This window comes from Micromonospora sp. DH13 (assembly GCF_020873825.1).
GTDB lineage: Bacteria > Actinomycetota > Actinomycetes > Mycobacteriales > Micromonosporaceae > Micromonospora > Micromonospora haikouensis.
This window is the reverse complement of the sequence record NZ_JAHWGR010000017.1, coordinates 26,923-51,453: the sequence shown is the minus strand read 5'-3', so window position 1 is coordinate 51,453 and position 24,531 is coordinate 26,923. Positions and strand designations below refer to the sequence as shown.

Genomic DNA, 24,531 nt, shown 5'->3' with positions numbered 1-24,531 from the left:
AGCGGCGGATCAGGCCAGGTCGAACCGGTCGAGCTCCATGACCTTGGTCCAAGCCGCGACGAAGTCGGCGACGAACTTCTCGCGCGCGTCCTCGCTGGCGTAGACCTCCGCGAGGGCCCGCAGCTGGGAGTTGGAGCCGAAGATGAGGTCGACCGCCGTGGCGGTCCACTTCACCTGGTCGGTGGCCAGGTCCCGGATCTCGTAGACGTGCTCCTCGGACTCCGACGCCTTCCACCGGGTGCCCGGGGAGAGCAGGTTGGTGAAAAAGTCGTTGGTGAGCACGCCCGGCCGGTCGGTGAGCACGCCGTGCGCGGTGCCGCCGACGTTGTTGCCGAGGGCGCGCAGGCCGCCGACGAGGACGGTCATCTCCGGCGCGGTCAGGTCGAGCATGTAGGCGCGGTCGACGAGCAGCACCTCCGGCTGGGTCTTCTCGCCGGGGCGCAGGTAGTTGCGGAACCCGTCGGCGCGCGGCTCCATGACCCGGAACGACTCGACGTCGGTCTGCTCCTGCGAGGCGTCGGTGCGGCCCGGCCGGAACGGCACGGTCACCTCGACGCCGGCGTCGCGCGCCGCCTTCTCGACGGCGGCCGAGCCGGCCAGCACGATCAGGTCGGCCAGCGAGATCTTCGCGCCACCGGCGGCGTTGAACTCCTGCTGGATGCCCTCCAGGGTCGCCAGGACCGTCGCGAGCTGCTCGGGCTGGTTGACCTCCCAGCTGCGCTGCGGTTCGAGGCGGATCCGCGCGCCGTTGGCGCCGCCGCGCTTGTCGGTGGAGCGGAAGCTCGCGGCCGACGCCCAGGCGGTGGAGACGAGCTGGGCGGTGGTGAGGCCGGAGGCCAGGACCTTTGCCTTCAGGGCGGCCACGTCGGCGTCGCTCACGACGTCGTGGTCGACGGCCGGCACCGGGTCCTGCCAGAGCTGGGCCTCCGGCACCCACGGGCCGAGGAAGCGGCTGACCGGGCCCATGTCGCGGTGGAGCAGCTTGTACCACGCCTTGGCGAAGGCCAGCGCGAACTCGTCGGGGTGCTCCAGGAAGCGGCGCGAGATCTTCTCGTACGCCGGGTCGACGCGCAGCGACAGGTCGGTCGTCAGCATCGTCGGCTTGTGCTTCTTCGCCGGGTCGTGGGCGTCCGGGATGATCGCCTCGGCGTCCTTCGCGACCCACTGCTTCGCCCCGCCGGGGCTGGTGGTCAGCTCCCACTCGTAGCCGAAGAGGATCTCGAAGAACCGGTTGCTCCACTGCGTCGGCTTGTCGGTCCACGTCACCTCGAGGCCGCTGGTGATCGTGTCGCCGCCCTTGCCGCTGCCGTGGGTGCTCAGCCAGCCCAGGCCCTGCGCCTCCAGCGGGGCGCCCTCCGGCTCGGGGCCCACGTGGTCGTCGGCGACGCCCGCGCCGTGCGTCTTGCCGAAGGTGTGGCCGCCGGCGATGAGGGCGACGGTCTCCTCGTCGTCCATCGCCATCCGGCGGAAGGTCTCGCGGATGAAGTGCGCCGCCGCGGCCGGGTCCGCGTTGCCGCGGGGGCCCTCCGGGTTGACGTAGATGAGGCCCATCTCGGTCGCGCCGACGCCGGGCGTCATCTCCTTCTCGGAGGCGTAGCGCGCGTCACCGAGCCAGGTGTCCTCCGGGCCCCAGAAGATCTCCTCGGGCTCCCACACGTCCTCGCGGCCGAAGCCGAAGCCGAAGGTCTTGAAGCCCATCGACTCCAGGGCCACGTTGCCGGCGAGCACGAGCAGGTCGGCCCACGAGATCTTCTGGCCGTACTTCTGCTTGACCGGCCAGAGCAGCCGGCGGGCCTTGTCGAGGTTGGCGTTGTCCGGCCAGCTGTTGAGCGGGGCGAACCGCTGGCCGCCGTCGCCGGCGCCGCCACGGCCGTCCTCGATGCGGTAGGTGCCCGCCGCGTGCCAGCTCATCCGGATCATCAGGCCGCCGTAGTGGCCGAAGTCGGCCGGCCACCAGTCCTGCGAGGTGGTGAGGGTCTCGACGATGTCCCGCTTGAGGGCCTCGACGTCGAGCTTGGCGAACTCCTGGGCGTAGCTGAAGTCGGCCCCCAGCGGGTTGCCCTTGGGCGACTGGGCGTGCAGGACCGACAGGTCGAGCTGGTTGGGCCACCAGTCGCGGTTGGTGCGGGGACGACCGCCCGTCTTCGGCGTCGGCGAGTCGATCGCCGGGTTCTCGCTCTCGCTGCCCTGCGCGGTGACGGAGTCGTGCGCGACCGGGCAGCCGGCCGCCTCCTTCTTGTCCACGCCTTGGGCGCTGACGGGCGCGTTGTCCTGGGTGTCGCTCATCGGTTTCCTTCCGGACTGGCTGGTCACTGGGCGGTGCGTTGGGTTGGCTGGGCGGTGCGTGCGGTCGCGCAGCCGGGGCAGGTGCCCCAGTAGACGACCTCTGCCTCGTCGACGTCGAAACCGTGATCGTCGGAGGCGGTGAGGCAGGGTGCATGGCCGACGGCGCAGTCGACGTCGGCGATCGCGCCGCAGGAGCGGCACACGACATGGTGGTGGTTGTCCCCCACCCGGCACTCGTACCGGGCGGTCGCGCCGGCGGGCTGGATGCGCCGCACCAGGCCGGCGTCGGTGAGCGCCCGGAGCACGTCGTAGACCGCCTGGTGGGAGACCGTGGGCTGGTCGGCCCGGACCAGGGCGATCACCGTGTCGGTGTCGACGTGCGGGTGGTCGCGCAGCGCGGCGAGCACCGCCAACCGGGGCCGGGTCACGCGCAACGAGACCGCCCGGAGCTGGGTCTCGAAGTCGGGCGTCACCCCCCGAACCTAGCCCACTCTTCTGGAATCAATCAAGTTTTCCGTCGACTCAACCCGCATATTTCGCCGCAGATCCATCCGCCGGCCACCCGCCCCGCCACGACGGTGGCCCCCGCAGCGTCGCCGTTGCGGGGGCCACCGTCGTGGCTGCCGGGGCCCCGGCTCACCGATCGGCGATGCCGTACTGGTTGGCCAGGTGCCGGACGTAGACGAGCACCCCGACCAGGAGCCCGATGTCGTCCAGGTAGATCGGATCCGGCAGCAGGTCCAGCGGGCTGAGGGCATAGACCACGCCGGTCCAGAAGGCGATCTTTCCCTTGACCGGCATCAGGTCGCTGCGGATCAGCGATCCGACCCGGACCAGCTTCACGAACAGCACTATCGACACGACCAGCAAGGTGATCAACGTGATCGCCAGCGCGACCAGCAGCAGCACCATCGACGTCCGCACAGTCCCTCTCCCTCCGTGGGCTCCTGCGGCCATCCGATCCGACGCCCGGCTTCCCGCGAAAGGCGCGCCATGCTGCGATTCCGCTTCCGGCCCGCTTCCGATGGCCGCGTGCCGGCCGCCCCGGAGCCTCCGCCCCCGGACGGCGTCGCCCACCCCGACAGCCGAGCGGTCCCGCGCCGACCGGCCCGGTGCTGCCGGCTCAGCCCGACGTCGCGCCCAGGTGGACGAAGCCCGACCAGGCGAACGGCTTGGCCCAGCGCGGTCGCATGCTCAGCTCGCGCAGCTTCGGGGGCATGGTGCTGGGGGCGAGACGGTCAGGGTCCAGCATCCACAGCTGAGTGGCCCGCAGCGCGGCGGCCGGGGGCAGCCCCCGGTCGCGGAGGAAGTGATGGACCATGAACATGGCGAGCGAGGTGGCGTCGTCGTAGACGGCCCAGAGGCTGCCGACCACCGACCGTGCGCCGGCCACCAGGAAGGCGGTGGCCAGGCTGAACGCCTCGTCGTAGTCGGCGCCGGTGAGGCCGGTCTCGCAGGCGGCGAGCAGCACCAGGTCGACCAGCGCCGCCCGGTCCCGGCCCAGATCGAGCAGTTGCCCCGCGGTGAGGTGCTCGCCACCGGCCAGCTGGAGCCGCGACTCCCACGGCTGTTCCACCTCGACCGTGCCGTGACAGCCCAGGTGCAGCAGCCGCCGCTGCCCGCCCGCCGGTCGGGCCAGCCAGTCCCGCAGGCGGGCAACGGAGGCGTCCGGCCCCACGTGCAGCGGCAGGCCCGGGTAGAAGGCGTCCCGGACGGCCCTCGCCTCCCCGCCGACGCCCTGGTCCCCACCCGGATCACCGATCATCAGGGCATCGGGGAGCCGACGGTGGTGACCACCGACGACCGGCTCCGCGCCCTGGCACAGCAGGCGGGCCGACGGGACGTAGGAGATCTCCAGATCCTGCACCGCGTAGCGGGGCACGCCCCGTTCGAAGCGGCGGGCGGCGTGCCAGGGCACCACCCCGAGCGGGCCCATCGGCACCAGACCGATCCGGGGCACCGGTCCGCCCCGCTGCCGGCGCAGGTGTCGCATCAGCGGGTCCATGGCGGCCCGCCACGCCCAGTCGCAGAGCGACTCCAGGTGGTCCCGCCAGCGGACGGCCGCCTCGGCGCTTCGCTCCTCCGGCGCGTTCTGGCGTTCGCGCAGCGCCCGCAGATAGTCCCGCAGTTCCCCGGCCCCGCTGCGCAGTTCCGCGCTGCCCAGTTCCGCGCTGCGCAGCACCGTGACCGCACCGTCCGCCGGCACCAGCACCAGCAGCCCGTCCTGCCGGCCCGGGCCGGGGACGAGATAGGCCAACAGGTCGAGCCGCTGCGCGCGCAGGGCGGCGCGGATCTCCGTCAGGGACGGCGGGTCGAGCAGGGCCACGGCGGCGCCGGTCGGGACGCCCGGCCGGTGGGACCCGGCGACAACCTCGCTCCCCGCCGGTTGCTGGCCCGGCTCGATGCCGGTCAACACCCGTAGCACCTGGTGCCGCAGGTCGTCCGGGACGATCCCCGCGTCCGGCGCGCCCGCGCCCACGACAGCGGCTGCCGCGTCGGTCGCCCGGTCCGCCTCCTCCCATCGCCGGGCCAGGTCGCTCCGGCCGGCCGCCCGCAGCATCGCCGGCACGGACCGCGCGGCGGTGCTGGCGTAGAGCACCAGGCCCCGCCCGGCGTCCAGGGCCCGGACCGCGTCGTCGAGGGCGCCGTCGTGGACGCACTGCACCGCCGTGTACACCGCCTCCGCGGCGGCCCGCGCCGCGGCGGTGACGGCGTGCTCGGTCCGCGCCTGCAACAGGGTCTGCCAGGCGTACCCGCGCAGCACGGCCAGTCCCAGTTCCCGGGCTCGGCGGCGGTCCGCGTCAAACCCCCGGGAGCGCAGGCGCAACGCCTCGGCCAGCCGCCGGACGACGGCCGGCCAGCGGGCGGCGTACGGCCCGCCGACGACGCCGAGCGCCCGCTCGCTCTGGCGCACCGCTTCCGCGGCGTCGGCGCGACGCCGGGTGAGCCGGGCAAGGTCCAGTCCTATCTCGGCGAGCAGCTCCACGGCCGGTTCGATCACCGCCGTGCCGGCGGAGGGGTCGTCGAGCAGCCGCTCCACCTCGACGGCCAGCTGCCGCAGCACCGTGGGATCGCCCCGGTCGGCCGTCCAGCGGCCGATCACCCCCGACAGGACCATCAGCTGGCCGAGCACCGGCACGGCCGGCTGCGCGCTGGTGGCGGCGGGTCCCGCGTCGGTGTCCACCGGCGCGGTTCCGGCCGGCCGGGTAGCGCCGCGGGCCGGCGGCCCGCCCAGTCCCGGTGCGGGGCGGGCCGGCGCGCCCCAGATCCCGAGAAGCGACTCGAGCATGTCGACCAGCAGCCGGCTCTCCTCGTCGGCGGGATTCTGCTCCGCCATCCGCCGGGCGTCGTCGAGAAGCCGACGTACCAGTTCGGGGCTACGGTCGGCCCGGCGCAGGTCCGTGATCATGGCGGCCAGTCGACCGATGGCCGGGTCGGCGCTGTCGACCAACGCCGCCTCGGCCCGGTGCTGGGCCGCCAGGTCACCGGACCGGTGGGCGTCCAGCAGGACCAGAGCCGGCAGCACTTCCCCCGCCAGACCCGAGAGCTCCCGCCCGAGTTCGCCGGATTCGTCGGTGATGCCGGCTCGCAGCAGCCGGTCCAGATCGTTGGCGCCGGCGTAGGGATCAGGCTCGCCCGGGACGGCGCCCATCGCATCGAGCAACCGCTGCCCGGTGGCCAGGCCGAGCCGGACGTTCGCCGGCAGGTCCTTCGCCCGGCGGCCCTGGTCGTGCAGCTCCCGCCAGACCGACGGCGCGAACAGTGGACGCCGCTGGAACCAGAACGGGAGGGCCGCCAGCGCCAGCACGGCGGCCAGCCAGTCGCGCGGATCGGACGGCTTCGCCGCCCGCCACGCCTGGTACGCCTCGGTGACCGCGGCCGGCCGGGACCCCACCACCGTCTGCCAGTCGGGGCCCGAGAGCATGAGAGTCAGCCGCCGGAAGTGCAGCTCCAGGACGCCCCGTGGATCGGACACGGCGGCCTCGGCCAGCCCGGCCTCGGCCAGCCGGATGCCGGCCTCCCGCAGCTCCGGCCGGTCCGTCTGGCTGTGCAGCTCGCCGCAGAGCTGGGCCAGCGCCCCGGCGAACCACAACCGTTCAGCCGGCTCCATCAGCGTCACGGCCCGGTCGACCGCAGCCAGCAGCGTGGGGCCCTGCGGCGGAGCACCGGTCAGCACCAGCGCCCAGGCCAGCTGCGCAGCGCCGAGGGCGACCACCGGTTCCGGCGGCAGGGACCACACCGGGCCGGCCAGCAGCTCCACCGCCGAGCGCAGGTCCGCCGCCTCGGGTTCGCCCTCGATCAGGGCGAGCCCGAGGTGGAGGGCGGCCATGTCCCGCTCGGGTCCGGCGGGCAGCGCGGCGCAGGCGCTGCGGTGTCCGAGCAGCTCCGCGCGGAGCGCTGCGGCCTCGGCGGCGTCGTCGTCGGCCAGGGCGACGTAGCGGTGGAACAGCTCGACCACCTCGGCCAGGAGGGTGGGCCCGGCCCGAGCCGGGCCGGTCACGGCGTGCCCGTCGAGGCGTCGGCGGACTGCACCACCTCGACGGCGAGCCAGACGGTGAGCGCCACCAGGGCGAGCAGGGTGAGGACCTGGACGACGATAAGCACGGCCCGGCCGCTGCGGTAGCCGGGTGGGATCGGTTCGGTGGACATGTCAGCTCCTGTGGTCGGTGCGGACCGGCCCTTGGTCGACAGAGGCCGGGCCCGCGATGGTTACCGTCAGGTCAGCGCGATCCGTTCCCGGCGCAGCAGCCAGCCGATCGGGGCCAGTGCTCCCTGCCGGCCGGTGTCCTTCGCGTTGATGCAGAAGTAGCGGACCTCGGCGAAGTCGCGTTCGGCGGTGAGCAGCAGGTTCTCCATCTGCCGGTCGACCAGCCAGCGGCGCACCGCGGCCGGGTCGTCGTAGCCCGGTTCGATGCTGGCGCCGACCGGCAGCTTGGCCAACAGGTCGCCCTTGGTGAGCACGAACGCGATCCGCTGCTGCTCGGTGGCCACCCCGTAGCGGCGCAGCCGGTTGACCGTGCCGTTGTAGGAGTCCTCGGCATCGTGCCGCGACGCGTTGGCCTGCCGCTCGATCTCCGGGAAGGAGGACAGTTGCTCGCCGACCTCCGGGATGGCGAACGGGTCGAGGACGAAGACCAGCGTGCGGGCGAAGTCCAGGTATCCGTACCCGGCGTTCCTGTTCGGGTCGGTCAGGTTCTCGCCCGCCGCGTCGAAGAGATGCAGCAGCGCGTCCCGGCCCCGGTGCTGCAGGAGCAGGGTGGTGGCGAAGGGCGCCCAGTCGGCGGGGGTCTTGCGCATCGCGGCGGTCCCCTCGACGATCTGGACGCTCTGCCGGTAGGTCCGCTCGCTGTCGCGGTCGGCCAGTTCGACCACGGTGTCCCGGGTGCCGGAGAGCGCGGTGAGCCCGACCAGGGTGCTCGTCAACAGTTGGGTCTTGCCCGAGGAGGTGGCGCCGAAGACCGGGATCCGGACGTCGGTGACCGCCGCCGCCCCCCGGTGCAGCGGATGGCCGCAGAGCTGGCACAGGGCCGTCAGTTGCTGGCTGGCCCGCCCCCGGGTGACCGGCAGCGCGGCGCCACAGGCGCAGGTGCGCCGGAGCAGGCCGAGCCGGCCGGGCCGCAGCGCCCGGTGCAGGTCGCCGCCCTGCGGGTGCGCGCCGGGGCAGCGGTAGGCCGGCAGCCGGGAGACGTGGTAGCAGGCCGGGCAACTCGCGGCGGCGCGCAGCCGAAGCTGCCGAAGCCGCTCGTAGAGCCGCAGCAGCCCGGTGGTCACCACGCCGAGCAGCAGCATCACCACGGTGGCGAGCAGGTTGGCTGCCACCGCCAGCACCACCCCGAGCGCCATGCCGACCCCGATCCCGATCGCGCCGAAGATCGCGAAGAGGGGCCAGAGCAGCAGCAGCTTCTTGCGGTTGCTGACGTCGAGGCGTCGCCCGGTGAAGCGCATCAACGGCAGCAGGTCCCGCACGACCCAGCGGATCGCCTCCCACTGGTCGATGAACACCTGGCCGACCCAGTAGCTGGGCCAGGCCGGGTCGACGGTGAGGTACGGCCTGCGCTGCCGACGCCGGGCGGAGCGGGCCGCCTCCCGGTCCGGGGTGAAGAGCGGCACCGGGCGTCGTCCCGCGAGCAACATGATCGTGCGGATGATCGCCCAGCCGGCCCCGCCGGCCATCAGCACGGGCACCGCCACGGCGGTGAACTGGAACAGCGCGAGGAAGAGCAGGGGGAGGCAGAAGAAGAGGTAGACGCCGACCGCCGCGAGGACCAGCAACCACTTCACGGTCTCCCCGTCGAGGAGCGGACGGCGGTAGAAGGGGTCGTAGGGGTCGTAGTAGTAGCCCATCGGTCACCCTTTCCGTTGCCAGAGTCGGGACAGCAGGCCCGGTTTGCGGGCGTCGGCGACCACTTGCTGCCACCGGCTGGTCAGCCGGGGGCGGCGCAGCCCCGTCACGAGTTCTTCGGCGGCGGCCAGCGGCCGCTCCTCGGCCCTGCCCAGCCAGCGCCGGACGCCCCGGGCCAGCTCGCTACGGAGGTCGGGGTCCAGCTCGGGCAGCGCACCGGGGTCGGCGGCCAGGGCGAAGGCGACCGCCACGTGCCACGGCTCCCCGGGCCGGCGGACCAGGGCGGGCAGGCGCTGCGCGTAGGCCGCGGTCAGCTCCGGCAGCGCCGTCAGGTGCTCCAGCACCCCGGCCGGGTGGCGGTTCACCAGCAACGCGGAGAGCAGCTCGGCGTCGTGGGCACGGACCACCGCGCGGGGCAATGCGGTCAGTCGGGACCGCAACCGCCCGTCGGCTCTCCGCGCCCGGGTCAGGGCGGTTGCCAGTTCCTCGACGGCCTGGTCGGCCGTCAGCAGCTCGACCAGCTCCGGATCCGGCGGCAACAGCCCCTGGCGCAGCAGCCGCTGCCCCAGCGCCAGGTCCTCGGTCGGCAGTCGTTGGGCGGTCAGCAGGCTCTCGCGCAGCCCGGCGACCGCCTCGGCCGGCAACACGGTGCCCGGCGGCGCCTTCCGGGCCAGCAGCCCCAGCTCGTGCGGGTCCGCTGTCGCCCGCCGGAACAGGATCCGGGCCAGCCGTTCGACGGTGTCCGGCCGCCCCCGCTGCGCCGCGCCGAGGAGGAAGTGGTCGACCAGTTCGTGCCGCTGCGCCGCCGGCAGGTGGCGGACGGCGGCGGCCACCACCGCCTCGTCCAGCCGGCTGTCGATCGCCGTCAGCCCGGGCTCCAGCACCCGCCACCAGGCGTCGGCGATCGCGTCGGCCTGGTCCGGGTCGCGCCGCACCCGCTCGCGCAACACGTCGTTGCGGAGGTCCACCAGGGCCTCCCCGTCCGGCCAGTCGCCCGGGTCGTACCCGTGTTCGGGGTGCTCGGCCCAGTCGACGGCGAAGGCGTGGGCCGCCGGGCGTACGGCCGGCAGCGGCACCGCGAGGCGGCAGCGGCGGGCGGCGCGCAACAGCGCCTCGAAGGCCGCCGGTTCGGCCCGGCCCAGCTCCTCGGTCAGCCGTCGCTGCGCCGTGTGCTGGTGTGCGCCGGTCCAGACCCGCGGCGGCAGCGGATCGAGCTGCCCCTTGGGCACCTGCCCGGTGTCGACGGCCCGGCGCAGCTCGGCGGCGATCAGGGCCTGCCGGACGGCGGCGACCCGGTCGGCGGCCCACAACGGGCTGCCCGGGTCGGCCCGGTTGGCGGTGTGGGCGATCTCGTCGAGCAGGGCCAGCGTCTCCGCCGGCCAGCGGGTCACCTCGGCGACGAGGGTGTCCAGCACCGGGCCGCCGTGGTCGCGTACCTGCCGGGTCGGGCCGGCGCGCAGCCAGCGGACCAGCGGTTCGGCCTCCTGCGGGGTCGGGGGTTGTCCCAGCACCGCCACGGCGGCCACCGCGGCGGCCTGCTCCGGCGGCAGCCCGGAGTCGGCGGCGACCTCGACGGCGTCGACCACGTCGTACGGGTCCGCGGTGAGGAAGAGCTCGGCCCAGCGGCGGGCCGTCGGAGTCGCCTCGACCGGGGTACGCATGTCGCGGGTCAGGTCCACCACCACGAAGCCCTGGTCGTTGTCGACGGCGGGGTGGGGGGTCTCCCACTCCGGATGCACGGCGAGCACCGGCTGGTTGGCGTGCATCGGCCTGGTGGTGAAGACCTTGAAGCCGATCGTCAGCGCCACCCGCTGTGGCAGCAGCAGGGTGGCGGCCGTGATCCAGCCCAGCACCAGCGCCGGGTCGGGGCAGACGAAGAGCACCCGGACGGCGTCGGGTCGGTCGAGCCGGCTCAGCACGGTGACCAGGTCGGCGAGCAGGTCGCGCCCGCCGGGGGTGGCGCGGACTAGGTCCCGGACCCGGGCGACGTCCAGCGGCCCCGGCTCCCATTCCTCGCCGGGCGGCGGGCAGCTCGTGGTGGGGGCCGGCTGCCGGGTCCAGCAGGAGGCGCCGAACAGTTGGGCGGGACGCACCGGCCCGTAGGCGTCCGGGTCGGTGGTGAGCAGGGCGTGGGTGAGCTGGTTGCCCTCCCGGTTTCCGTTGGCCTCCCGGCCGAGATAGCACCCGGCCGCCGTGGCGTAGCGGTGGCCGTCGTGCACGTGGGACAGGGACGACGGGTACCGGTCGGCGGGGCGGCGTTCCCCCATCCAGTTCGTCGGGGGCTCGTAGAGCAGGTTCCCCTCGACCAGGGCCATGTCCTGCTGGTCGGCCCCGGCGGAGCGGGCCTGGAACTGGAGTCCGGCGGTGCCCTGCAACCCCTGGCCGGGACGGCAGTCGGTGTAGACGAGGGCCTCGAAGCCGCTCTCCGGCGGCGGACGGTCGGGGGTCATCGACGCCTCGTTTCACCACGGACCACGCCGAAGCGGCTCAGCAGCCACAGCAGCGGCTCGGCCACCCGGAAGGGGCGCACCCCGCCCGGGTCCACCTTCTGGTTGGCGTAGTCCGGTGGTGCGCCCAGCGCCGAGACCACGAAGTAGCGGAAGTTGGTGTAGTTGGTGCTCAGGTGGCTGTCGATCTCGTCCCCGCCGAACTCGTGCAGCAGCGCCCGGACCTGTTCGTGGGTGTCCCGGCCGGCGGTCTCGTCGTAGTGGGCGGTGGACTCGTCGGGCACCTCGAAGAGCGGGTTGTCGCTGCCGAGCGCGTCGAAGAACGCGTCGATCTTGGCGAACGCCACCGCCACCGGCAGTCGGATCGGCTTGTCGCCGGGGATGCTCCGGCTCTCCCGCAGCGTGTCGGTCACGTTGCCGAGCACGGTCTTGGCCGATTCCCGCGTCCCTTCCTTGTCGTCGTCGGGCGCGGCGATCCGGTCTGCCGCCTGCGGCAGGGTGAACGGGTCCAGCAGCACGATCAGTGCGTCGGCGGCGTCGAGGTACCTCAGGTCCCGGGACCGGCCCTGGCTGCTGAGGTCCTCACCGGCGGTGTCGTAGAAGGAAAGGTAGGTGGTGCGGAAGCGCAGCCCGGTCAGGGTCCGCCGGCCGGCCTGCCGCCACTCGAAGACCAACGCCTCCTGCCGGCCGGCGCTGCCCGCCGAGGCGGTCTGCGCGAACAACTGCCCCCGCTGGTAGACCCGGTTGACGTTCCTCTCCAGCCAGCGCAGCGGGGACTCGGCGCCGCCCTGGGCGTCACCGGTGAACCGCACGTCGGCGTGGAAACGGCGGCGCAGCGTGGTGCGTAGCTCGTTGGCGAGCACGGTCAGGTACACCGTCTTGCCGGTGTTCTTCGCGCCGATCATGGCGATCAGCGGGCTGTGGGACCGGTCGAAGCCGACCGGGAGCGGGGTGTGGCAGCGGGGGCAGACCCGGATGCCGGTCGGCGACCCGCACCCCGGGCAGCTGGCCTGGCGGGGGAAGACCGGCCGCAACCGGTGCCAGCCGGGGCGGAAGGAGGGGCGGACGATCCCCTTGAACCCGGTCCCGGTCTCCCGCGCCTCGTCCCGGGCGGCCGGGCAGCCGGGGCGGTTCACCGAGCCACGGCCGTTGCACTGGTACCAGAGTCGTTTGGCGGGGATCCGGTGGTAGCAGTAGGGGCAGGAGGTCTTCCGGCGCATCACGTCACACCTTCAACTGGTCGACCGGCGGGTCCCGCAGGACCGCGCCGGAGGGGGGATCGACGAAACACCTGATCCAGTACGGGCGGGACAGCTCCCTGGGCAGGTCGAACTCGAACCGCCGGGTCTGCCCGGCCCCGAACTCCACGTCGGAGACGCGCAGCAGCTCGCGGCCCTGGTCGGGCCGCACCGGCAGCACCGGTCCGGCCCGCGCCACCACCACCAGGTGCGCGACGGCGCAGTCCCGCTCGGCGGTGACCGCGAGCGCCCGGCGCGGGGAGAACCGGTTGCGCAGCCCCGCGAGCCGCTCGACGGTGTACGCGAGGCGGCCGGGGCGGCCCGGCACGTCGCAGCAGACCGCCGGGGACCGGGACCGGCCGGCCGGTCCGACCGCGATGCCGACCACGCTGACCCTGGCGGGTCGGTCGTCGGCGGTCAGCCGGCAGCCCTTCTCGTGCAGGTAGCGGCTCCTGCTGACCTGGAACACCTCGTCCGGGCGGCCGTCGCGGGCGTGGGTCACCTCGGCCAGGCTCACCGTGTCCGGCCACACCCAGGAGATGCTCACCTGGTCGCCGGCGCGCTGTGCACGCAGCCGCTCCACCGGCGCGGCCGTGCCCTGGGTGACCGGCCGCCCGACGATCGTGCCCTCGCCACCGACGGCAAGCGGCAGGTAGACGTGGAAGCCCTGGGGCACGTCGGCCTCCAGCACGCACCGTCCGTCGGCGTCGGCGGGTGCCCCGGTGACCTCGACGCCGTATCCGTCGAGCGCCGGCTCGTGCACCGTGGCCCCGACCGGCCACGGCGGCGGGGTGTCGGCCCGGCGGATGCGGACCCGGACGCCGGGCTGGGGCAGCCAGGAGAGCCGGACCCGGACCCGGTTCCCCACCGCCCGGACCGGTTCGACGGTGAGCGACTCGACCGGGTGGGCCCGGGGCCGCGGCGCGGCGGTGACCACCACCATCGCCGAGGCGACCTGCCGGCCGGCCGGGTCCCGGTAGACCGCGACCAGGCTGTAGTGGTAGTCGCGTCCCTGCTGGACCGTGGTGTCGGTCAGCCCGGTCGGCTCGGCGCGCAGCGGCACGCCGTCGTCGGCGGAGTCGGGGCGTCGGGACTCGGTCCGGCGCACCCGCACCGCGACCGTCGCCGGGTGCGGACGCCAGGCGAGGGTGACCTCGTGCGGGGTCGCCAGCACCGTCACCTCCCCCACCGGCGGGGTGAGCAGGGCGGTGGCGGTCACCGCCCGGGACCAGGCGCCCGACTCGCCTGCGGCGAAGACCGCGTAGCCGCAGCGGGCACCGACCGGCGGCTCCGGGTCCGCCGCCGTCGGCTCGGTGGTCTCGGCGACCAGCGTTCCCGCCTGCGGGGTGGCGGGCGGGTCCCCGTCGCCGCGGACCACCCGGTAGCGCAGGTCGGTGCGTTCGGTGGCCGGCCGCGCCCAGCTCAGCACCGTCGGCGCGCCAGGATGCACCCGCAGGTCCTGCGGTGGCGGGGGGCGCAGCCGGCGCAGCCGGGCGGCGAGGGCGTCGTCGTCGGTGGCGACGGCCAGCGCCTGCCGCAGGAGCTGCTCCGCCGCCTCCTCCCGGTCGGCGGCCAGCGCCTGGTCGACCTGGTCCAGCAGTTCGACGACCCGCTGCTCGGCGGCGGCGATCTCCCGTCGCAGCGTCTCCCGGTCGGCGTGCTCGGCCGGTACGGCGGCCAGCCGCTGCGCGGCGGTGCGCAGCTCACCCTGGCCGAGCAGCTCCCGTACCTGGTCGGCCGGGCCGACCGTGGCGGAGACGGTGGCCGGCATGCTCAGCACCAGCAGCTCGGCGTCCTCCGGGGTCAGACCGAGATCGACGGCGGTGCGGACCAGCAGCCGGTCCGCCAGCCCGGCGGCCCGGCCCTGCCGCACCTGCTCGGCCACCTGGAACAGCGCGATGCCGGCCAACGCGACGCCACGGTCGGCGGCGGTACGCAGCGCGACCAGCGCCGCCTTGCGGGCCCGCACCACAGGCGAGTCGGCGGCGGCGTTCTCGGCGGCGCTGCGCGCCCGCACCACCTCGGCGGTCAGGGTCAGTTCGGGTCGGCCGGGCACGGCGAAGCCGGCGCAGAGCCGGAACGGTTCCCGCAGGTCGGGGTGGAGCAGGTGCACGATGGTCGACGCCCCGGCGATGCCCAGGTTCTCGGTGAGGGTGCGGTAGGCGGTCCGCTCCATCCCGCTGTCGGCGGGCAGCTCCACCGGCTCGACCACGACCAGCTTGGCCTGGCGGACCGCCTGGTCGAGCTGGGCGTGGTCGAAGGTGGCCTGATGGTGGGCGACGATGGCGGCGAGCTGCCCCGGGGTGACCCGGCCCGAGCCGCCGTAGGAATCACGCAGGTCACGGACCAGCCCGTCGAGGGCACCCTGGGCGCGCTGCCGGTACGCCGTCGCCTGCTGTTCCCACCAGGCCGGGTCGAGCATCGCGCCGCCGGCGGTGCGCTTGAGCTCCTCGTCGGCGGCGAGCAGCCGCTTGCACACCCCGGTCGCCGCCTGCGCGGCCGGCCCGCTGGCCTTCTGGTTCCAGTAGGTGCGCACCTTCCGCAGCCGCTGTTCGAGGGCCGCCCGGTCCATGCCGGGCGCGACGGCGTAGCGCACCCGCAGGTCACCGTCGGGCAGCCGGCCCCGACGCCCGCGCAACGGGCCGATCACCTCCCGGTCGTACCGGGCCGGGTCGAATTCCATCGGCTCAGGACCTCACCGAGATCGCCGACACCTTCGCCCGCAACTGGGGGATCTCCTCCTCGGGCAGGACGCTGACCCGGACGGCGATGGTCAGGTCCTTGCCGGAGGTGGACTCGACGGCGTGCACGGTGAGCAGGCCGTTGTCGTCCACGGTCATGCTGATGTCGATCGGGGAGCCCTGCGGCAACGGCGGCAGCCCGGTGATGGTGCCCGCGCCACGGTCGACCGCCTTGTTGGCGAACAACTCGGCGCTCTCCACGGTGCCGGCCTGTTCGTAGACCTCGATCCTCAGTTCCTGCTGGTTGTCCACCACGGTGCCGGCCACCAGGGGGTGCGGCCCGGAGGGCAGCGGGTCGTCGGCGTGCACCAGGTGCTCGACGTAGGAGGCGGCCTCGGTGTCCTCCTCCCAGCCGGGCTTGTTGGTGTCGACCAGCTTCACCCCGAACGCCTTGGGCAGCACGGTGGTGATCCGCTTGTGGGAGACCGCCGCGATGGACTCGGCGCTGAGCCCGGTCAGGTTGGCCAGTTCGTTGACCCGCTCGGCCCGCTCCTCGGCGGTCGGGGCGGACTCGGCCGCCGGGTCGGCCGCCTGCCAGACCGCGCGGCTGAGCGCGTAGCGGGCCGCGCCCTTGGCCACCGCCAGGTCCGGGTCGTGCAGTTGCGGGCGCCAGCCGTACGCCTCGGCGAGCCGGGCCGTCACGGCGGGCATCTTGGTCGAGCCGCCGACCAGCAGCACCTCGTCGACGAGCTGTCGCGGATCGCCGCCGAGCTTGTCGCGGAGCTTGTCCAGCGTGCGGTCGGTGATGGCGATGGTGTTGTCCAGCAGGTCCCGGGTGATCTCCTCGAAGGTCTGCCGGGTGATGGTGATCATCGCGGAGGCGCCGGCGAAGCGCAGCGGGACGGTGCGCGAGGTGGCCTGGGAGAGCTGCCGCTTGACCTGCTCGGCGGTGAGGTAGAGGTCCTGCATGAACTGGGCGTCCTCGGCCGGTTCCTCGGCCGGCGCGGCCGCGGCGACGAACTCCTGGAGCAGGTGCTGGGCCAGGCGGTCGTCCCAGTCTGCGCCGCCGAGCTCCTGGTCGCCGTCGGTGCAGATCACTTCCACGGCGTCCGCGCCGACCCGGATCACCGTGGTGTCGAAGGTGCCGCCGCCCAGGTCGTAGACGAGCACGGTCCGCTCGGCGGCCCCGTCCATCAGGTCGTACTGCAACGCGGCGGCCACCGGTTCCGGCACGATGCCGAGGACGTCCAGCCCGGCCAGGACCCCGGCGTTGCGGGTGGCGTCGCGTTCCAGCATCCCGAAGTACGCCGGCACGGTGATCACCACCTGCCGCACCTCGCGCTGGGTGTACTCCTGGGCGTACTCGGTGAGCCGGCGCAGGATCAACGCGGAGATCGACTCTGGGGTGTGCGTCTCGCCGAAGAACTCCCACTGCCGTTCCCGGCCCATCTGACGCTTGACCCGTTCGACGACGTGCGCGGGGTCGACCCGGGCCATGTTGCGCGCGTTCGCCCCGACCATCACGTTGTCGGCGCTCTCGAAGTAGACCACCGAGGGCATGGTGTCGCTCTCGCTGATGAGGTCCCGGATCACGGTCGGGCGGCCCGTCTCGTCGATGTAGGAGATCGCCGAGTAGGTGGTGCCCAGGTCGATGCCGAAGTAGGTGAGCTGCTCAGTCATCTCTGTCCCCTTTGTCCTCGAAGCCTCGTGCGGGTGGGTCGCTGGTCGACGTCAGTGCGCCGGGTCCGCCGGGCCGCCCGGGGCCGGCGGCGTCGGGATGCGCACCGGCGTCGGGGTGGCGGACCGGCGGCACACGACGACCGAGGCGGGCAGGAGCACCCGGTCGGAGACGACGTCCCGGTAGCCGTCGGCGAGCGGCTCGGCCACCGTGCCGTCCTGTGCCGGGTCGTCCGTGCAGACCACCCGGGCCACCCGGTGGGATCCCGGTTCGAAGGGGGTCCCGGCCGTCGCGCGCAGCACCTGGACGCCGGCGCGTTCCAGGGTCAGCTCGATGCTGTAGGCGAAGCTGCCGAGCAGCTCCGCCACGGTCGGCACCGTCACGGGGTCGCTCAGGGTGGCCGCCTGCCGCAGCAGGTCGTTGCGGAGGCTCTGCAGGTCGGCGACGAGCGGCCGGGTCACCGACCGGTACTCGCCGGACCGTAGCCGCAGGTTCTCCTCGTGCAGCCGGTCGATGACCCGCTCCCGGGCCGCCGCCCGTTCGTTCTGTCTGGCGAGCTCGTGCTGGATCGCGGCGAGCGCCGCGCTGATCTCCCACAACCGGTCGGCGGTGGCCTCGGCCGGCTCCCCGCCGGGCAGTTCCTCCTGCACCGACCGGGTCTCCTCGTCGCCGTCGGCGGTCGGCCGGGCGTCCGGCCCACCGTCCGCCGGGTCGCTGCTGTCGTACGGGGCTTGCGTCATGGTCTCCACATCCGTCTCGGAGGTCTCGGGTGGCCGGGCGGGGCGGGCGGCGGGTCGTCGATCACACCGTCGTGGACCGACGCGCGACGCCGATCCCCGCCGGCGGGTCCCGCGGGGCCGGGTTCGGCCCGTCGGCGTCGGTAGGCCCGGCGGGTCGCCAGGGCGAGCCAGGTCGTCAGGAATGCGCCGGGCACCAGCAGGGCGGCCCATGCCCAGCCCGTCGGGACAACGTTGGCGAGCCAGGCCAGCCCGGCCCACAGGACGGTGGCGACCAGCGCGGCCAGGGCCAGGTGCTCGACGAGCGTGGTGCCGCCCCGGCGCGCCGAGGCCAGTCGGATGACGGCCAAAGGCAGATAGAAGGCGACCGCGCCGAGGCCGATGACCACCGCCGGTTGGACCCGGGTCGGCAGCGGCACCTGGTAGCGCAGGGCCTGGATCGCGGTCAGCACCATGAGGACCGCGCCGACGAGTGCGGTCTGCGCCAGGGTGTAGCGCTCCCGCCGGGCGGCCTCCCAACGCCGCACGGAGCGGTCGAGCAGCACGCCGACGCTGGTGGTGCGCGCCAGCGTCGCCCGCAGGTAGGTGAGGTCGTCGTCGAGCTGCTGGTCGAACCAGGTGGTCAGCGCGTGGTCGTCGGCGAACGGGCCGTCCCGGTGTGCGCCGGCCGGTGACGGCACGAGCGTGGCCATGTTGGTGGTGGCGATCTGCACCGTGCGACGCAGGCCGCTCAGCTCGGCGACCGCGTCCAGCAGTCCGGCCTCGTCCGCGACCAGCTGGCCGAGCCGGCGGGCGTACCGGTCCCACTGCGCCGGGTCGGGCTGGTCCTCCTCGGCGGCCTCGTCCAGCAGCGGCAGCAGCCGGGCCAGCCGGGCGTCGACCTGGTGGGGCAGCGACCGGGTCTGCCCGGCGGACCAGACCCGCAGCTCGTAGCGGGCCATCGCCGCGTACAGCAGGTACCGGGTCAGCGTCGCCGGTTCGGCCCGGCCGCTGCTCCAGACCCATTCGCTGAGCTGCTCCTCGGTGCCTTTCGGCGCGACGACCACGAGCCGACGCAGCCGGCGGTCGTCCGGCAGCCCCGACGCCTCCCAGACCACGAACCCGCCGGACGTCACGGCCACCCCCGGCGACGGCCGGTCGGCCCTGGGCGGCAGCCGCCGGCCTGACGCGCCCTGCGCCGGCCCGGGCCGGTCGGGTCCGTCCAGTTCGGCGCGCAGCGACGCGTACGCCTGGGCGGTCGCGCTTGCGGAACCCCACCGGGAGCGCCGGTGTCGGGCCAGGCGGAGCCGCACCTCGCCCAGCACCGCCGGGTGCTCCCCGCCCCGGGCGCGCGCCCAGTCGGCCTCCAGCGCCGGCCAGCTCGTCGCCTGCCCGGGGGCCAGCACGACCGACAGGCAGAGCATGTCGTGCCGGCGGTAGGCGAACATCTCATGGACTCCCCCGCCGCTGCGCCGGGCCGCCGCGACCGGGCCGTCCCGCGGAGGCAGGCCGTCGACATCGCCCGGCAGGTCGGTCGGCAGGCCGAGCGGGGTGGGCTCCACGATGGCCAGCAACTCCCGGCAGCGCCGCCACACCTGGGCGAGATGGGCGTGACCGTGCGGGTGGTGCGGCCCGGTGAGCGGAACGAAGACGTGCGCCACCAGTTCGCGATCAGTCAGCGGTGCGGCGCGCATCCACCCGCCCCCCGTCGTCATTCCCCCGGCCGCGCCACTGGTCCGCCCGGTGGATGAGGATGGCGACCCGTTCGCGCAGCTGGTACGGTGCGGGCTGGCTCGGCTGGGTGCCCAACGGGGTGGCCCGCACGGCAAACGACGCTTCGATGAGGGCGGACTGCCGAGCGAGTTCGATCAGATCGCCGCAGGACAACGCCCGATCGGCAGCGATTACCAGCAACTCGATCCGCTGCCAACTGGCCATTGGCAGGAATTGCTCCAGCAGATCGGTCAGCACCCCCTGGAGTTCGCATAGAATGTGCTCCTCGTCGACCTCTCGACCCGCCACCACCACGCACCTTTCCGACCCGCCAAAACAGCCTTTCATCAGCAACATCAGCTGATCAGCGGCATCGCTTCCGCAACAAGTCCCGGACTGCTGAATGTCGGCTTACCGACCGCTTCCGGTTTGCTTCCGGTGAACGTGTTCTCTACCGTGGTGGCCTGTCGAAAATGGCCGGGGAGGGCGCGGATGGCAGTTCGGGTGCGACTGTTCGGGCGCACGACCATCGAACTCGACGGCGTCGCCACGCCGCTTCCACCCACCACCGCGACCGTATTGATCCGGCTGTTGCTGGCGGCCGGCGAGCCGTTGACGGTCAACGAGTTGTTTCGCGATGTCTGGGCGTCCCGGAGCGGGCCGGTCGACAGACCGGGCAAGATTTTCGTCCAGAAACGGATCCTCGAACTACGGAAGCTCCTCGACCCGCTCCGCCCCGGCGAACGGTCCGAGATCCTGCGCACGGAGCGTGGCCGGACGTCGGCCTACCGCCTGGTCATCGACCCGGACCAGGTCGACGTCTTCCGGTTCCGCCGGCTCGTCCACGGCTCGCACCACGCCGACCCGGCGACCGCGATCGACACCCTCACCGACGCGCTCGCGCTCTGGTCCGGACGCCCGCTCTTCGACGCGGAGAGCTTCCCCTTCGCGCGGCGGACGATCGAGCAGCTCAGGGAGGCCAGGGAGGCCGCCGAACGCGCCCTGCTGCACGCCTACCGCGACGTCGGGATGTGGGACCGGGCGTTCGAGTTCGGGCAGGGCCTCCTGGCCGAGCGGCCCGACGACGCCGCGCTCGCCGAGCTGATGGACCGCATCCGGCGCGAGGCTCAGGCGCTGCCCCGCAACGTCGTCCAACGGGTCTTCACCTCGCCGCGCACCACCGTACGGATCCTGACCGGCGACCTGTTCGGGCAGGAGGACGCGCATCTCGTGGTCGGGTTCAGCGACACCTTCGACACCTCGACCACCGGCGACATCGTGATCAACAGCGACAGCGTGCAGGGGCAGTTGCTGCGACGCGAATACGGTGGCGACCGCGCCTGGCTGGATCGGGAGCTTCGGCGGGCGCTCGCCGACGCGCCGAAGGTGGCCACGGAGACCCGGGCGGCCAAACGCCGGGGGAAGCTGATCCGCTATCCCGTCGGGACGGTGGCCGTGCTCCGTCAGCCCCGCCGACGGATCTTCGGCGTCGCGTACAGCCGGATGGGCAACGACCTCGTCGCCGAGTCCAGCGTCGCGGAGCTGCGGGTCAGCCTGGACCGGGTGTGGGACGCCGCCGAGCGGCACGGGCAGCTCGGCGTTCTCGCCATGCCACTGATCGGCTCGGGTCTGGCCCGGCTCCCTCCGGTCGGCCGGGAGGAACTAATCAAGATCATTCTTCGGTCCTACGTCGACCGGTCCCGGCAACGGTTGTTCTGCCCGGAGTTGCGGATCGTGCTCCGGCCGGCCGACGTCAGCCAGGTCGACATCCTCGACGTGGCGGCCTTCCTCCGCCAACTGTGAGCCCGTGCCGGGCCGGGACGCCGGCCGGGCGTCGTCGCGCGCCCGCCCGGCCGCACCGTTCCGGGCGGCCCGGGTCACGACCGGGCGTGCCGGTTGTACGCCTCCAGCCCGGCGAAGCGCCCGGGGGCCAGCCAGTCCGATCCCGTGTCGTCCACCGCGCAGCCCGCCTGCCGCAGCCTGGAGGCGATCTTGCGCTGGCAGTCGGGGCTGTCGGTGAGCCGAATGAAGTTGAGCCCCCCGAGGTCGGCCACCGGCCGGGTCTCCCCCACCTGGATCACCAGGGTCCGATCCGGATAGGTCGCCAACGCCATGCCCAGTTCCAGCAGCACGTTGGGGCGGGCCTGCAGGCCGGGCTGGGCCTCGGCGCTGGTGTCGGCGGGCAGTCTCAGATCCGGATGAAGGCTCACCTGGTCCTCGGGGGTCAGCAACACGACGGCCGCCTGCGCGTGGGTGACCCCCCAGCCCACCACGTCCCGCAGGTAGGGTGCGGTGCTGCCGGTCGCGGTGACCAGCGGCTCCCACTCCATCGGACGCAGGTCCAGCGCGCGGAGAAAGTCGAACATCCGGTCGCGGACCTGGTGGTCGCGGCCGTGCACGACGAAGACGCGGCGGGCCACCTCGGGGTGGGTGGCGGGGCCGCCCCTCGTCGCGGGGCCGGCCTCCCGGCCGGCGTCGGCGTGCCGACCGAGCGCGCCGCTGCCCGCCGCCCCGGTTGCCGCGGCCGGGGAGACGGAGGCCGCGACGACCGGTGCCGTCGGCGGCCCGGCTCCGGCCTGCAGCCCGAGGCCGATCTCGCCGACCCGGCGCGCCCGCTCGGCGTCCACGGTCAGGTAGGCGTCGTCGTCGGCGAGCTGCTCCGCGAACCACCCCGCCAGCGCGAGATCGTCGGCGAACGGGCCGTGCCCGTCGGCCCGTTCTGCGCCGAGCCCGGGCACGCTGGTCATGTTCGCCGTCGCCACCTCCACCGTCCGGCGCATCTGCCGGAGCGCGGTGCTGGTCAACACCGCCGCCAACTCCTCGGACCGGACCGCCGCCAGCTCGGAGCCGGCCAGCGGGCCGACCGACGCCGCGCCGCCCGCGGTCTCCGGGGCGCCCAGCACCCGCCGCAGCTCGCCGGCTGCGGCGGTCGCCCCGTCCGCCTGGCCATGCGGGTCACGGTCCCGCCGCCACACCCGGAGCTGATAGTGGATCTTGGCCGCGTGCAACAGATAGCGGGCCAGCGGCGGGAGCCACACCCCGCCGTCCGACCAGAGCCAGGCGCTGAGCGCGCCCTGGGCCCGCTCTTCCCCGACGATCAGGAAGCGCCGCCGGACGCGCCCGTCCTGCCTCGGTGTCGTCTCCCAGACCACCAGCCCGTCGTCGACCGGCACACCGCTCGACGGCCATCCGTCGTCCTCCTGCTCGGGGGGTAGGAACCGCGCCAACTGGCGGCCGAGCCGCTCGATGCCGGCCCCGTCCACCGGGACGGAGCCCGCGACGACCGCCACGCAGAGCACCGCTTCACCCAGCGCCGCCCCGGACCGGCCCGCGGTTGCCAGTTGCCAGCGCCGGTCCAGGTCGGCCCACCAGAGCGCCGGCTCACCCGCCGCCGGATCGACGACGACCCTGCCATCGGCGTCGACCACCCGCGGCGCCAGCGCCACCGACAGGTCGAGCACGTCGTGGCAACGCCGCAGGATCGCCTGATATCCGCTGTCGGGCCGTTCCTGCGCGGCGAGAGCGGCCTCCTCGGGCACGCCCCGCCCGGCGGCCAGCACCTCGGGCAAGTGGGCCGGCAGGTTGGTGCCGTGGATCGGGCCGGTCATCCCGAAGGAGCGTCGGCAGGCGGCCCACAGCTCGCGCAACTCCTCGCCGGCGGCCTCGGCCTGCGGGCCGTCGGTCGGGAGGAAGCGGTGCACGACGATGTGTTGCTCAACAACGGGATGGTCGGTCACCAGCGGCCCCTCCGGCGCGGCCGCCGGACGACGGCGACAACTGGTGCACGAGACGATTGAGTCGATCACGTAACCGCGGCGGGACGGGTTGCGGCGTCGACGCGCCTATCCGCGTGATGCGCACTTCCCCGGCCACTTCCAGAGTGTCGATCACCCGACGCAGAGCGGCGTCGTCCCCGCCAGCGAGGGCCTTCTCCACGTCCTCGACCAGGCGGCCCACTTCCTGCCATTTCCCGTCGGTGAGCCGCCAACCCTGCGCTTCCCGCAGCATCGAGATCAAATCTCTGATCATTCGTGGGTCGAGGCGCGCGGCGGACGCCTCCCGCTCTGGGCCATCCATCACAGCCCGATCCTAGTTCCGTCCCGCTCAGTCCAAGAAGGGCAGTCCGGGTCGGGAAATCGAATCGATCGGCCCGGAGGAAATGCCGTTGGATCGGCGCTCGACGGACTCACGGGAGCGGTTCAGCGGGCACAGGGCCGACCGACGTCGTCCGGCCCGCCGGGCGGGCGGCCCTTCCCCGAAGGCCGCCCGCCCCGTCACGCTATCGGCGGCTCCACTGCTGGTTGGTCTGGCCGGTGCAGGTCCACAGCACGAGCTTCGTGCCGTTGGCCGTGCCCACGTTGTACGGGTCCAGGCAGAGGCCGGACTGCACGCCGGTGATGGTGCCGTTGGAGTTGACGTTCCACTGCTGGTTGGCCCCGCCGTGGCAGTCGTAGATCGTGACCAGGGTGCCCGGCGAGGTGCCGTATCCGGCGGCGTCGAGGCACTTGTTGCCGTAGACCGTCAGCGCCTTGCCGGAGGTGTACGTCCACTGCTGGTTGGCGCCGCCGTGGCAGTCCCACAGCTGCACCTGGGTGCCGTTGGTGGTGGTGGAGCCGGGGACGTCGACGCACCGCCCGGACAGGGTGCCCACGAGCGCGGTGCCCTGGCCGGTGCCGGTGCCCGGGTCACCGATGCTGCCCGGCACCGACTGCAACGCGGAATACCAGCGGGCGGCCATCTTGTCGTAGCCGCCGGCGGTGGGGTGGATACCGTCGATCAGGTCGGCGGTGGTGAGGGCGCTCTGCATGTCGACCAGGCGCACCCGCTTGCCGGCGTTCACCTTGCTCTGCACGATGCCGGGGATCGCCGCGTTGAAGGTGCGCGCGGCCGCCGCCTGGTTGCTGTTGGACAGCGTGATGATCTGCGCGACGAACACCTCGGCCGTGGGCACCGTGTTGGTGATCTTGTCGATCAGGCTGGAGAGCCGGTTCGGCGCGGTGCTCACGTTGTAGTTCTGCAGGATGTCGTTGGTGCCGATGTGCAGCAGGACGCTCTTCGGCCGCTGGGTGTTCAGCCAGCCGACGATGTTCGCGTCGATCTGGTCGATGCGCCAGCCGGGGTGCCCCTGGTGGTCGTGGTCACCCAGGCTCGCCGGCCCGTTGAACTGCGACCCGACGAAGTCGACCGTGTAGCGGCCGGCGGCGAGGCGCTGCCAGAGGCCGATGCGGTAGCCGCCCGGCACCTGGGTGCCCTCGGTGATGGAGTCGCCCAGCGGCATCACGCGCACCCCGCCGTTGGACTCCGCGCTGGCCGGGCCGGCCGGCGCCGCCAGCACCCCGGCGACCGCCACCCCGAACGCGGCGAGCGCCGCGAGCCACCTTGCCCTCGTTCGCATGGATTCCTCTCCCTGGATCAATCTCTGTCGTCGG

The 24,531-nt window shown here is 73.6% G+C and carries 17 protein-coding genes; 1 reads left to right on the top strand and 16 read right to left on the bottom strand.

The features are described from left to right. Window positions 1-9: 9 nt before the first annotated feature. The 13 genes from katG to LPA42_RS17980 form a co-directional block, all read right to left on the bottom strand. Complete coding sequence (gene katG / locus LPA42_RS18040) at window positions 10-2,286, bottom strand: catalase/peroxidase HPI (protein ID WP_077936957.1); 2,277 nt, start codon at window positions 2,284-2,286, stop codon at window positions 10-12. A gap of 23 nt (window positions 2,287-2,309) precedes the next feature. Next, the gene (locus LPA42_RS18035) at window positions 2,310-2,759 is read right to left on the bottom strand and encodes a Fur family transcriptional regulator (RefSeq protein WP_043962656.1); all 450 of its coding nucleotides are present in this window, start codon (window positions 2,757-2,759) and stop codon (window positions 2,310-2,312) included. A gap of 163 nt (window positions 2,760-2,922) precedes the next feature. After that, on the bottom strand, window positions 2,923-3,210 hold the full coding sequence (locus LPA42_RS18030) for a hypothetical protein (RefSeq protein ID WP_144082590.1): 288 nt from the start codon (window positions 3,208-3,210) through the stop codon (window positions 2,923-2,925). A gap of 199 nt (window positions 3,211-3,409) precedes the next feature. Then, entirely contained in the window at window positions 3,410-6,787 is a 3,378-nt protein-coding gene (locus LPA42_RS34495; protein ID WP_077936956.1) for a CHAT domain-containing protein, read from the bottom strand. Continuing rightward, window positions 6,784-6,936 (bottom strand): hypothetical protein, encoded by a 153-nt coding sequence (locus LPA42_RS18020; RefSeq protein ID WP_158229397.1) that lies wholly within the window; start codon window positions 6,934-6,936, stop codon window positions 6,784-6,786. The genes LPA42_RS34495 and LPA42_RS18020 overlap by 4 nt, the downstream gene beginning before the upstream one ends. A 66-nt stretch (window positions 6,937-7,002) precedes the next feature. Continuing rightward, the gene (locus LPA42_RS18015; protein ID WP_077936955.1) at window positions 7,003-8,631 is read right to left on the bottom strand and encodes a hypothetical protein; all 1,629 of its coding nucleotides are present in this window, start codon (window positions 8,629-8,631) and stop codon (window positions 7,003-7,005) included. Window positions 8,632-8,634: 3 nt separating this feature from the next. Further along, a complete protein-coding gene (locus LPA42_RS18010; protein ID WP_077936954.1) occupies window positions 8,635-11,079 on the bottom strand; it encodes a GTPase-associated protein 1-related protein in 2,445 nt (814 codons plus the stop codon). Next, the gene (locus LPA42_RS18005; RefSeq protein WP_077936977.1) at window positions 11,076-12,296 is read right to left on the bottom strand and encodes a zinc ribbon domain-containing protein; all 1,221 of its coding nucleotides are present in this window, start codon (window positions 12,294-12,296) and stop codon (window positions 11,076-11,078) included. The genes LPA42_RS18010 and LPA42_RS18005 overlap by 4 nt, the downstream gene beginning before the upstream one ends. 4 nt (window positions 12,297-12,300) lie before the next feature. Beyond that, window positions 12,301-14,997 carry a hypothetical protein gene (locus LPA42_RS18000; RefSeq protein ID WP_077936953.1) on the bottom strand — a complete coding sequence of 899 codons (2,697 nt, stop codon included), beginning with the start codon at window positions 14,995-14,997 and terminating at the stop codon, window positions 12,301-12,303. Window positions 14,998-15,001: 4 nt separating this feature from the next. Continuing rightward, window positions 15,002-16,675, bottom strand: coding sequence for an Hsp70 family protein (locus LPA42_RS17995; protein ID WP_077936952.1), 1,674 nt, complete (start codon window positions 16,673-16,675; stop codon window positions 15,002-15,004). 51 nt (window positions 16,676-16,726) lie between these two features. After that, window positions 16,727-17,413 carry a nucleotide exchange factor GrpE gene (gene grpE / locus LPA42_RS17990; RefSeq protein ID WP_077936951.1) on the bottom strand — a complete coding sequence of 229 codons (687 nt, stop codon included), beginning with the start codon at window positions 17,411-17,413 and terminating at the stop codon, window positions 16,727-16,729. Further along, entirely contained in the window at window positions 17,410-19,083 is a 1,674-nt protein-coding gene (locus LPA42_RS17985; RefSeq protein WP_077936950.1) for a CATRA conflict system CASPASE/TPR repeat-associated protein, read from the bottom strand. The genes grpE and LPA42_RS17985 overlap by 4 nt, the downstream gene beginning before the upstream one ends. After that, entirely contained in the window at window positions 19,061-19,459 is a 399-nt protein-coding gene (locus tag LPA42_RS17980; protein WP_043962650.1) for a CATRA system-associated protein, read from the bottom strand. Before LPA42_RS17980 ends, LPA42_RS17985 begins: the two co-directional genes overlap by 23 nt. 135 nt (window positions 19,460-19,594) lie before the next feature. Here LPA42_RS17980 and LPA42_RS17975 point away from each other — a divergent pair, with 135 nt between their 5' ends. Beyond that, a complete protein-coding gene (locus LPA42_RS17975; RefSeq protein WP_077936949.1) occupies window positions 19,595-20,905 on the top strand; it encodes a macro domain-containing protein in 1,311 nt (436 codons plus the stop codon). Window positions 20,906-20,979: 74 nt separating this feature from the next. On the opposite strand, the gene LPA42_RS17970 is transcribed toward LPA42_RS17975, so the two are convergent. The 3 genes from LPA42_RS17970 to LPA42_RS17960 all read right to left on the bottom strand — a co-directional run bounded on the left by LPA42_RS17970 (window position 20,980) and on the right by LPA42_RS17960 (window position 24,497). Further along, entirely contained in the window at window positions 20,980-22,839 is a 1,860-nt protein-coding gene (locus tag LPA42_RS17970) for a CATRA conflict system CASPASE/TPR repeat-associated protein (RefSeq protein ID WP_144082588.1), read from the bottom strand. Continuing rightward, window positions 22,817-23,179: a CATRA system-associated protein gene (locus LPA42_RS17965; RefSeq protein WP_144082587.1), complete on the bottom strand. Its 363-nt coding sequence runs from the start codon at window positions 23,177-23,179 to the stop codon at window positions 22,817-22,819. Before LPA42_RS17965 ends, LPA42_RS17970 begins: the two co-directional genes overlap by 23 nt. 202 nt (window positions 23,180-23,381) lie before the next feature. Continuing rightward, the gene (locus tag LPA42_RS17960; RefSeq protein ID WP_077936947.1) at window positions 23,382-24,497 is read right to left on the bottom strand and encodes a ricin-type beta-trefoil lectin domain protein; all 1,116 of its coding nucleotides are present in this window, start codon (window positions 24,495-24,497) and stop codon (window positions 23,382-23,384) included. Between the last annotated feature and the right edge of the window lie 34 nt (window positions 24,498-24,531).